6 protein-coding genes are annotated in these 10,363 nt (G+C 73.2%); 3 read left to right on the top strand and 3 right to left on the bottom strand.

The genetic code is table 11. From position 1 onward, the window contains the following. The first annotated feature begins 75 nt into the window (after positions 1-75). Positions 76-1,836 carry a sialidase family protein gene (locus tag IE317_RS24510; RefSeq protein WP_191313682.1) on the top strand — a complete coding sequence of 587 codons (1,761 nt, stop codon included), beginning with the start codon at positions 76-78 and terminating at the stop codon, positions 1,834-1,836. A 221-nt stretch (positions 1,837-2,057) separates the two neighbouring features. On the opposite strand, the gene IE317_RS24505 is transcribed toward IE317_RS24510, so the two are convergent. After that, entirely contained in the window at positions 2,058-3,746 is a 1,689-nt protein-coding gene (locus IE317_RS24505) for a bifunctional 3'-5' exonuclease/DNA polymerase (RefSeq protein ID WP_191313681.1), read from the bottom strand. 204 nt (positions 3,747-3,950) lie between these two features. Here IE317_RS24505 and IE317_RS24500 point away from each other — a divergent pair, with 204 nt between their 5' ends. Continuing rightward, entirely contained in the window at positions 3,951-5,585 is a 1,635-nt protein-coding gene (locus IE317_RS24500) for an acyl-CoA synthetase (RefSeq protein ID WP_191313680.1), read from the top strand. Here the strand turns inward: IE317_RS24500 and IE317_RS24495 are convergent. Beyond that, a complete protein-coding gene (locus tag IE317_RS24495) occupies positions 5,580-5,876 on the bottom strand; it encodes a nuclear transport factor 2 family protein (RefSeq protein WP_191313679.1) in 297 nt (98 codons plus the stop codon). The two genes, IE317_RS24500 and IE317_RS24495, sit on opposite strands and share 6 nt — an antisense overlap. Before the next feature lie 75 nt (positions 5,877-5,951). On the opposite strand from IE317_RS24495, the gene IE317_RS24490 reads away from it, so the two are divergent. Then, positions 5,952-8,891, top strand: a complete 2,940-nt coding sequence (locus IE317_RS24490; protein ID WP_191313678.1) for a helix-turn-helix transcriptional regulator — start codon at positions 5,952-5,954, stop codon at positions 8,889-8,891. 152 nt (positions 8,892-9,043) lie between these two features. Here the strand turns inward: IE317_RS24490 and IE317_RS24485 are convergent, their stop codons facing one another. After that, positions 9,044-9,973, bottom strand: coding sequence for a hypothetical protein (locus tag IE317_RS24485; protein ID WP_191313677.1), 930 nt, complete (start codon positions 9,971-9,973; stop codon positions 9,044-9,046). Positions 9,974-10,363: the final 390 nt, after the last annotated feature.

The raw sequence follows: 10,363 nt of genomic DNA, 5'->3' as shown, positions 1-10,363 counted from the left end.
TTCCGTCGGTTGACCGGGTGCGCCCGCCGGACAAGCCTGGGTCGGCTGGAGACCTTCCTGGGAAAGGACTTTCCGATGTCCTTGGGTGTTTCGTCCGCCAGGCGAAGAATCGTCGCCGCCTGCGCCGCGCTGCTTTTGCCGCTCGCCCTCGCGCACCCCGCGCAGGCCGCCGCCGGGGGATCGCCGCTGCCGGTGAGCCCGCACGCCGGCAAGCACAAGCTCGCCGAGGACGCTCGGCACGACGTCCCGAACCCGCTGCTCAAGGAGCAGTTCGCCGAGGGGGAGGACGAGGACAGCGACGACCCCGCGCTGTCCGCGCTCTGCCAGACCTACCTCGGCAAGCCGAACCCGTACCGGCCGCTCGCGCCGAATACCGACGTCATCGACGGTGACACCATCGTGCCGACCGGCAGCCAGACCGGGTGCAGCACGGCCCAGAACGAGACCACGGTCGCCGTCAACCCGGAGAACCCGCGCAACATCGTCGCCGGGGCGAACGACTACCGGCTGTACAACACGCGCGAGGCCCGCAACGACTCCGGCGGCTTCGCCTACACCTCGTTCGACGGCGGCCGGAGCTGGGCGAACGTCCAGCTGCCGCACCTCGACTACCCGACCGGGGCTTCGGCGCCACTGTCCTACATGGACGCGGCCGGTGACCCGGCGATCGCGTTCGGGCCGCACAACACCGTCTACTACGCGACGCTCGTGTTCAGCCGCGCGGCGGTGCCGGACGACCAGCAGCTCGCCAGCGGCATCGCGGTGTCGGTGTCCCACGACGGCGGCCGCAGCTTCGGCGACCCGGCGATCCTGCACCTCGACGGCGTGACGCCCGCCGGCACGCCGACACCCACGAACATCTTCAACGACAAGGAGTGGATCGCCGCCGACCCGGTCACCGGGGACGTCTACGTGACCTGGACGCAGTTCACCTACGACGCATCCGGCGCGTTCGTCGAATCGCCGATCGTGCTGTCGAAGTCCCGCGACTTCGGCCGGACGTGGTCGCCGATGCAGCGGATCTCGCCGTCGCTGACCGGGTTCCACGGCGGAATCACGCCGTTCGGCAGCGGCTCTAACCCGGTGGTCACCCGCGACGGGACGCTCCAGGTCGCGTACGAGACGTCGGTGTGCGCGACGGCCGCGTGCGACCAGCCCGCCGACCACGACGCGGTCGTCGTGGCGACCTCCCGCGACGGCGGCCGGAGCTTCCGGCACACCGAGGTGGGGCTCGACTTCGACTTCCCGATCGACGAAGACGTCGCCAACAACGCCCTGACCGGCGAGAACTTCCGCGTCAACAGCTTCCCGCAGCTGACGTACGACCGCGTGACCGACCACCTGTGGGTGACCTGGGCCGACGACCGCAACGGCACGTACCGCGACGGCGAGTCGGTGAAGACGAACGGCGACGCGTTCCTGAGCGGGTCCGACGGCCGGCACGGCTGGTCGAAGCCGGTGAAGATCGGCACGGGCGCCGACGAGGTGTTCCCGGCGGTGGCGGCGTTCGCCGGGCGAGTCGCGGTGACGACCTACACGCGCGCCTACGACCCGAACGGCATCGGCCTGGACTACGCGTACGCGACCGGCTGGGGCGACGGCTTGTCCCCGCTCCGCCGGATCACCACGCAGACGGCGAATCCGCAGGTCCAGTTCGTCTCGACGGGAGCGGAGACGGGCAAGGAGCTGCAGGGCGTGTTCATCGGCGACTACACGGCCGTGGCGGTGGGCGCGGACTTCCGGCTGCACCCGGTGTGGACGGACTTCCGCGGCAACCCGGGGAGGACGCTGCCGAACCAGGACGTCGTGACCCAGACACTGCCGATGTTCCCGTAGCGGCCGGCCTCGCACCCGGACGGTCGGCGTGCGTGCCTGGGCGGTCGGCGTGCGTGCCTGGGCGGTCGGCGTGCGTACCTGGACGGTCGGGGTGCGTACCTGAGCGGTCGGATGGCGTATCTGCGGGGTCGTTCGCGCGAGCGGAGCCGGAACTCGCGTGATTGGACGGCGATCTCGCGTGATCGGGCGGGCTTCTCGCGTGATTGGCGGGGCATCACTCGCTATTTGGCGTCGGCGTAGGTGTCGACCGCGGCGGTCTGCATCGGGAACCGGACCGGGCAGGCCGGGCCGAACAGCATCCGGGCCGCCTCCGTCACCGAGTCTTCGATGGACCGGGCGACGGAGGCGGCCAGCTCGGCCGGGGTGTGCACGATCACCTCGTCGTGCTGGAAGAACACCAGGTGGGCGGGCGAAGGCAAGCGGGTGCGCAGCGTGGCCAGCATGACCGCCGTCATGTCCGCCGCGCTCGCCTGGACCACGAAGTTGCGGGTGAACCGGCCCCAGCCGCGCGAGGCACGGCGTGCCTTCAGCTCCGCCGCCTCGTCCGAGGCCAGCCCGCCCGTCAGCGCGCGCCACGCCGCCGACGGCGCGGGTGAAGTGCGGCCCAGCCGGGACCGGACCCGCTCGCCGCGCTCGCCCGCCTGCGCCGCACGCTCCACATAGGACACCGCGTCCGGGAAGCGCTGCCGGAGCAACCCCAGCAGTGGCCCCGCTTCGCCGGACGTGCCCCCGTACATCGCCGACAGCATCGCGATCTTCGCCCGCGCGCGGTCGTCGCGGTCGTCGTCGGCCGCCGGCACCCAGCGGGCGCCGGAAAACAACGCCTCGCCCAGCCGCGCGTACAGGTCCGTCGCCGCCGCGACGTCGGCGAGCCGGCGGTCGCCCGACAGCGCGGTGAGCACCCGGGGCTCCAGCTGGGCGGCGTCGGCCACCACGAGCTTCCAGCCCGGGTCCGCCCGGACGCACGTCCGCAGCACCTTCGGGATCTGCAGCGCCCCGCCGCCGCGGCTGGCCCACCGGCCGGACACGACCCCGCCGACCACGTAGTGCGGCCGGAACCGGCCGTCGCTGACCCACTCTTCGAGCCACGCCCAGCCGTTCGCGGTGTACAGCCGCGACAGCTCCTTGTACTCCAGCAACGGCCCGACCGCCGGGTGGTCGATCCCCTTCAGCAGGTACTTCCGCGCCGCCGGCACCTCGATCCCTTCGCGGGCCAGCGCCCGGACCACGCTCGGCGGCGAGTCCGGGTTCACCGGCCGCCCGCCGAACGCCTCGCTGATCTTCGCCGCCAGCTCGACCAGCGCCTTCGGCCGCTGCCCGGCCGGCACGCGCGGCCCCAGCCGGGCCGCCAGCAGCGCCTCGTGCACGTCGGCGCGCCACGGCAGGCCGTCGGCCGACATCTCCGCCGCGGCCAGCGCGCTCGCCGACTCCGCGGCCAGCAGCACCCGCATCCGGTCCGGGTGCTCGGTGGCCGCCACCCGCCGCTCCTGCTCCGCGAGGACGCGCCGCACCGCCGTGACGACCGTCACGCCCTCCGGCAGCGTCGGCACCCGGGTCTCGAACAGCGTCGGCTGCGCCTGCTCGACGGCGGACTGCTCGATTGGCGGTTCTTCGCCGTTCGCCCTGGCCCAGGCCGCGCGCAGGCTCCGCGACTGCTCCTCCGCGCCCTCGTACGCCAGCAACAGCCCCTCGGCCAGCTCGAGGTCGTAGCATCGCCGCACCCGCAGCCCGGCCGCCATCAGCACCGGGTACGTCCGCTCCACCGAGGGGAACACCCATCGCGGCGCCATCGACTCCTCCAGCTCCCGCGCCAGCCCCGCGAAAGCCGCCTCGTTCAGGCCGTTCACCGTCGAAGACGGCGTGTGCACGCTGAAGCTCCCGTCCTCCTCTCGCCCTGCGATCACCTGCACCCGGACATCATGCCGACCACCCCCGACATTTTTCGGGGGCGCGGGTGGCGGAGCCCCCGCCCCGGGGCGGAGCCCCGGATGCCGCTGCCAGTTTCCGCTCGCTCGCGGGCTGGTGCGTTCGGCCTACCCTTGGTTTACTCTCCAGTAGCTCCCATACCGCCGGTACGGCGTCAGCTCTCTCCCCGCAGCAACGGAGGTGCCCGGATGAGCCTGGTCGCGCTCGCCACCACGGTGGCGGACAAGGTGACCGAGACGGTGCGCAGCGTCGACGTGATGCGACGCGCGGGCCTCGTTCCCTTCCCCCGGGTCGACGAGGGCGTGCGTTCGCTGGTCGCGTTGCGGAAGTTCGGCCCGTTCGCCGGCGCGAACCACATCTCCGCCCGTCGCGACCCGGCCGCCGTCGGCATCGTCGACGAGCTCGGCCCGCTCACCTACAAACAGCTCGACGACCAGTCGAACGCGCTGGCCAGGGCGTGGTCCGAGCGCGGGATCAAGCCGGGCCAGGTCGTCGCCGCGCTGTGCCGGGACCACCGCGGGCTGGTCATCACGATGGCCGCGTCGGGCAAGCTCGGCGTCCGCCTGCTGCTGATGAACACCGGTTTCGCGAAGCCGCAGCTGGGCGACGTCGCCAAGCGTGAAGGCGTCACCGCGCTCGTCTACGACCAGGAGTTCACCGGCCTGCTCGACGCCATCCCCGAGGGCGTCGACCGCTACCTCGCCTGGGTCGACCCGGGCTCGGACCTGACCGACCGGACCGTCCCGGTGCTCGACGAGATCATCGCCAGCACCGACGACCGGCCGTGGCCCGCGCCGGCCAAGCCCGGCGGGTTCGTGCTGCTGACCAGCGGCACCACCGGCACGCCGAAGGGCGCACCGCGGCCGCACACCTCCGCGCTGGCCTCGGCGCAGTTCCTCGACCGGATCCCGCTGCGGTCGAACGAGGCCACCTACATGGGCGCGCCGCTGTTCCACGGCACCGGTCTGTCCCAGTTCATCCTGTCCTTCGCGCTCGGCTCGAAGGTCGTGATGCGGCGCAAGTTCAACCCCGAAGAGGCGCTGCGCGGTGTCGCCGAGCACAAGTGCACCGCACTCGTGCTGGTGCCGACCATGCTCCAGCGCATCGTCGACCTGCCGAAGGACGTCCGGGAGAAGTACGACACCTCGGCGCTGCGGATCATCTTCGTCGCCGGCTCGGCCCTGTCGCCGGACCTGGGCAACCGGGCGAACGAGGCGTTCGGCCCGGTCGTGCACAACCTCTACGGCTCCACCGAGGTCGCCGTGGCGACGGTCGCGACGCCGGAGGACTGGGCGAAGGCCCCCGGCACGGTCGGCCGCGCGCCGGTCGGCTGCAAGGTGGCGCTCTACGACGAAAAGGGCCGGAAGATCACCGAGCCGAACGTGACGGGACGCGTGTTCGTCGGCAGCGGGCTCAGCTTCGGCGGCTACACCGACGGCCGCCACAAGGAGATCATCGACGGCCTGCTCTCCAGCGGCGACGTCGGCCACTTCGACGAAGACGGCCTGCTGTTCATCGACGGCCGCGACGACGAGATGATCGTCTCCGGCGGCGAGAACGTGTTCCCGATCGAGGTGGAGAACCTCCTGGTCGAGCGCGAAGACGTGATCGAGGCGGCGGTGATCGGAGTCGAGGACCCGGAGTTCGGGCAGCGGCTGAAGGCGTTCGTGGTGAAAGCCGAAGGCGCCGACCTCGACGCCGACGAGATCCGCGACTACGTCAAGGCGAACCTGGCCCGCTACAAGGTGCCCCGCGACGTCGAGTTCCTGGACGAGCTGCCGCGCAACGCCACCGGAAAGGTGCTGCGCACCAAGCTCTCATGAGCCCCGCTGGACGTTGACGACCCGCCAGCGCCCGTCCCGGCGTTCGGCGACCACCGTGCAGGCGACGCCGTCGCGGTGCCCGGTCGCGACGCCGACCGACGGCGTCACCTGCAGGCGCGTCCACCGGAACGCGCTCGCCGGGACGCGGCCGGGCCAGCCGTCCTTGCCGAGCACGCGCCCGGCCGGGCCGTCGCCGCGGAAGCCGTCGGCGAGCAGCGGCGCCAGTGCCTCGGTGTCGCCCTCGGCGTCGGCGTCCCGCCAGCGGGCCAGCAGTTCCTCGAACGTCTCCACCGTTCGAAAATCGCAGGCACCGACCGCCGCAACATCGGCCACCTGGCCGAGATCCGCTGGCAGACTGACCGGGCCATGACTGCGACGAAACTGCTCCCGGCCGGCACGGTCACGATCGTCTGCGCCGCCGACGCCGCCCCGGTCGTCTTCGCGACCCCCGGTGAGGCGCTCGCGGCGCTGACCACCGGCCCGGCGGCCGTGCACACCGGCGACGTGCTGATGCGCGACGACGGCACGCCCACCGGCCCCGCCGTCCGCCGCTGCGCCCAGCTGCGCGCGCTGGCCGAAGGCGGCCGGATCCTCGTGTCGGCCCGCACCGCGGCGGCCCTCGGGGACGCCGTCACGCTGCACGACCTCGGCGTCCACCGCCTGCCGGACCTCACCGCGCCCGAGCGCGTCTTCGAGCTCGGCGAGACACCGGGGCCGCTGCGCTCGCTCGACGCCGTCCCGAACAACCTCCCGGTCCAGCTGACCGGGTTCGTCGGCCGCGACACCGAAGTCGCCGAGGTCCGGCGGCTGCTGGCCGGGACGCGCCTGGTGACCCTCTCCGGGCCCGGCGGCAGCGGCAAGACGCGGCTCGCTGCCCAGGTCGCCGCGAGCACCGACTGGCCCGACGGCGTCTGGTGGGTGGAGCTCGACGCCGTCACCGAGGTCGCCGAGCAGGTCGCCGCGACGCTCGGCGTGCCGGTGGAGCCCCGGGCCGGCGCGGCCCGCTCGGTCGCGACGGAACTGCGCGACCGCCGCGTGCTGCTCTGCCTCGACAACTGCGAGCACGTCCTCGACGGTGCCGCCGAAATCGCGGTCGAGCTGCTGCGGTCCTGCCCCGAAGCCGCCGTGCTGACGACCAGCCGGGAGCCACTGGACGTGCCGGGGGAGACGGTGTGGCGAGTGCCGCCGCTGGCCGTCGAGGAGGCCGTCGCGCTGTTCGTCGAGCGCGCGGGCGCGGTCCGGCCGCTGTTCACCCTCGACGCCTCCAGCGCGGCCGCCGTCCGGTCGATCTGCACCCGGCTCGACGGCATCCCCTTGGCCGTCGAGCTGGCCGCGGCGTGGCTCGGAACCCTGACCCCGCACCAGATCGACGCCGGTCTCGAGGACCGGTTCGCCCTGCTCACCCGCGGTCCGCGCGGGGTGCCGGCGCGGCAGCGAACCCTCGAAGGCTCGATCGCGTGGAGCCACGACCAGCTCGACGAGCGCGACCGGGCGGTGTTCCGGCGGCTCGCGGTGTTCGCCGGCGGGTTCACCTTGGACGCAGCGGGTGGCCCGGCCGTGCTGCCCGCACTCGGCCGGCTCGTCGACAAGTCTTTGGTATTGGCTGAAGACGGCCGCTACCGGCTGTTGGAGACGCTCCGCGAGTACGCGGCGGCGCGGCTGGCCGAGGCGGGGGAGACCGCCGCGTTCCGCGACCGGCACCTCGACCACTACCTGGCGCTGGCCGAAGCCGCCGAGCCCGAGCTCGACCGGGACAAGGACGCCTGGCGCGCCCGGGTGCAGCCCGAGCGCGACAACCTGCGCGCGGCCCTGGAATGGGGGCTGGCGCAGGAAGATCCCGCGCGGGGCCGCCGGCTCGCCGCCGCCGTCGCGTGGTTGTGGAACCTGCACGGCCGCGGCCACGAGGGCCTGGCCTACCTCAAGCGCGCGGTGGCCCGGTGCCCGGACGACCGGACACTGCTGCAGGCCCGGCTGCTGACCGGGATGGGCCTGATCGCGGACACGACGGCACCGTTCGACGTCGAAGCCGCGCGGCAGGGCCTGGAACTCGCCACCGAGCTCGGCGAAGCGGACCTGCGTGCGCGATGCCTGTCCCTGACCGCGTTGGGGCACCTGTACACGGACTTGGACACGGCGTGGGACCTCGCCGTCGAAGCCGGGAAGGAAGCCGACGGCTTCGCGCGGGACAGCGCGTTGATGCTGCGCGGAATCATCCACACCATCCGCGACCGCCACGGCGAAGCGGCACCGCTGCTGGCCGAAGCGGCCGAGGGCCTGCTCCGGCGCGGTGACCGCGGGCTCGCCTCGACCGTCCTCAGTGTGCAGTCGGCGAGTGCGCTGGCCGCGGCGGACCTGCCGCGGGCGCGCGAACTCGCCTCGCACGCCGTCGACGTCGCCGCGCCGCTCGGAGACTTCCACCGGGTCAACACGACCCTGTGCCAGCTGGCCCGGGTGCATGGCCTGGCCGGGGACGTCGACGCCGCGTTCCGGGTGATGGAGCCGTTCCTGCGGCTGGTCGAGACGGCGGGGGACGTCTTCGTCCCCGGCATGGCCGGCGTGCTGGGCGAGCTGCATTGGCGGCGAGGCGAGGCCGAAGAGGCGTTGCGCTGGTTCGAGCGCGAAGCCGTGCCCGGGACGTACATGGCCGCGCAGGGGCTGCCCGAACGCGGCGCTCTGTTGCGCGCGCTCGGGCGGGTGGACGAGGCCGCGGAGGTGCTGGCCACCGCCGTCGAGCTGACCCGCCGCTGGTCGCTGCCGTCGCCGCTGGCCGAGGCCTTGGACCAGCAGGGGTACCTCGCGGAGCCGGAGCAGGCCGCCGAGCTGCACCACGAAGCCCTCACCCTGCGCCTCGACCACGGCCTCCGGCTGGGCGTCCTGGCCAGTCTCGACGCTTTGACGACGCTGTTCGCGCGCACCGGCCGCGAGGCCGACGCCGCTCGCGTCCTCGGGTCGGCTTCGCAGGCCCGGGCGGAGCTGCGAGTGCCTCGCCGTCCGTCCGCGCAGGCGGAGCTGGACGCGCTCGGCCTGGTGACCGCCGAGCCGCCGATGGAGCTGGACGACGTGGTGGCGTTCGTCCGCCGGGCCCGCGGCAGCCGTGGCCGCCCGTCGAGCGGCTGGGGCAGCCTGACACCGACGGAGCTCGAGGTCGTGAAGCTGGCGGCCGAGGGCTGCACGAACCCGGAGATCGGCGCCCGGCTGTTCATGAGCCGCGGCACGGTGAAGACCCACCTGGCGCACGTGTACGCGAAGCTCAGCATCGCGAACCGCACGGAACTCGCCACCCTCGCGGCGGCCCGCCTGCCCTGACGCCGTACCGAAACGGTCGGCCTGCGTACCCAGGCGGTCGGCTTGCGTACCGGAGGGGTCGGCCGACGAGCCGACCCTCCAGGCACGGCATCCGACCCTCCAGGTACGCAGGCCGACCGTCCAGGTACGCAGGCCGACTGGCTGGGTACGGCTCAGTCCCAGTCGATGCCGAAGACGCCCGGGCCGAAGTCGAACACCACCGCGTGGACGCCGTCCGCGCCGTCGAGCTTCAGGGGCCGCCGGGCGAGCGTGCCGGTCGCGCCGTTTCGCGAGTACTGCCAGCAGTGGCCCGGCGCCGTGCCCGGGGCGAAGCGGACCTCCAGGAGGTACTCCCGCACCGGGCGGCGGAACTCCCGGTAGTGGGTGTTGCGGCACTCCGGGTACGGCGGCCCGCTGTTGGTCAGCGTGTACTCGATGAGGTGCGTCTCGCCCCGGTTGATCGGCTGGTCGAAGAGCAGTTCGGTGACGAGCAGGCCGTGCGCTTCGTCGGTCTCGGCGCGGCCGATGCGGCAGTTGCGCACGGCGTGCAGCTCGGGGACGCCCGCCGCCGGGTCGTCCTGGGTGTACACCAGCAGCCAGCGGTCCTGGCCGTCCGCGGCGGCCTGGAACACGGCCCGCGCGGTCACTGCCCGCTGTCCGCCGTCGGCGGCGATCTCGCACAGGTCGTGCAGCCCGACCATCTTCAGCGGCTGCTGGCGGTCGAGCGCGTGCGGCGCCCCGACCTTCTCCAGCAGCGGCTGCAGCACCTGACGCGGGAACGACAGCGGCTCGCCGCCGGCGTGGCGCTTCCCGGCGCCGCCTCGGGGCCGGGGCGGGGGCAGCAGCCCGAGCAGCGATCCGGCGGGGACGTCGAGGATTTCTTCGAGCGTGCGGACGGCCGAGAGCGAGCTTTGCCGCTCCGGCTGGCGCTTGCCCGACTGCCAATAGCTGAGGGCGGTGACGCTGACGACGACGCCGCGGGCCCGCAGCCGCGCCTGGATCCGGTCGAGCGACAACCCGCTGGTGGCGATGGCCGCGCGCAGCCGGATGGCGAATTCGGTGCGCCCGCTCTCCTGGCCGTCACCCACCGTGCTGCCCGCCATCGCTGAAATCCCGACCCGCCCCATGCCGTCCCCCGACGATCCCCGACACGGAGCACGTTAGCAGTTTTCCGCGCGGTCTCGGCCCCCCTCTTCGGCCGGGCCGCCACCCCGGTCCCGGTGGGGCCCACTCGGGCGAACGGGCTAGTACTGGCAACTGTGAACCATTGCCCCGGCCTGGGCCGACGCGCTTGTATGACTTGCCTGCGCCGGTGGCACCGCCTCCCCCTCACGGCCCACCCGGGCGCAGGTGCGACCGGCCGCGTGAGCGGTTCCGGCTCCGGTTCACCCGGCCGAGTTGTGCGACCGGCCGAGGTGACCGCGCGATGACCGGTGGCCCGGCGACGCCCCCAGCGCCGGGCCACCGGTCTTGTTACCACCGGGTAGCATCCG

The sequence above is a fragment of the Amycolatopsis bullii genome (assembly GCF_014654205.1).
Lineage (GTDB): Bacteria > Actinomycetota > Actinomycetes > Mycobacteriales > Pseudonocardiaceae > Amycolatopsis > Amycolatopsis plumensis.
Note: the sequence above shows the minus strand (reverse complement) of the source record. Positions and strands in the feature narration are given on the sequence as shown.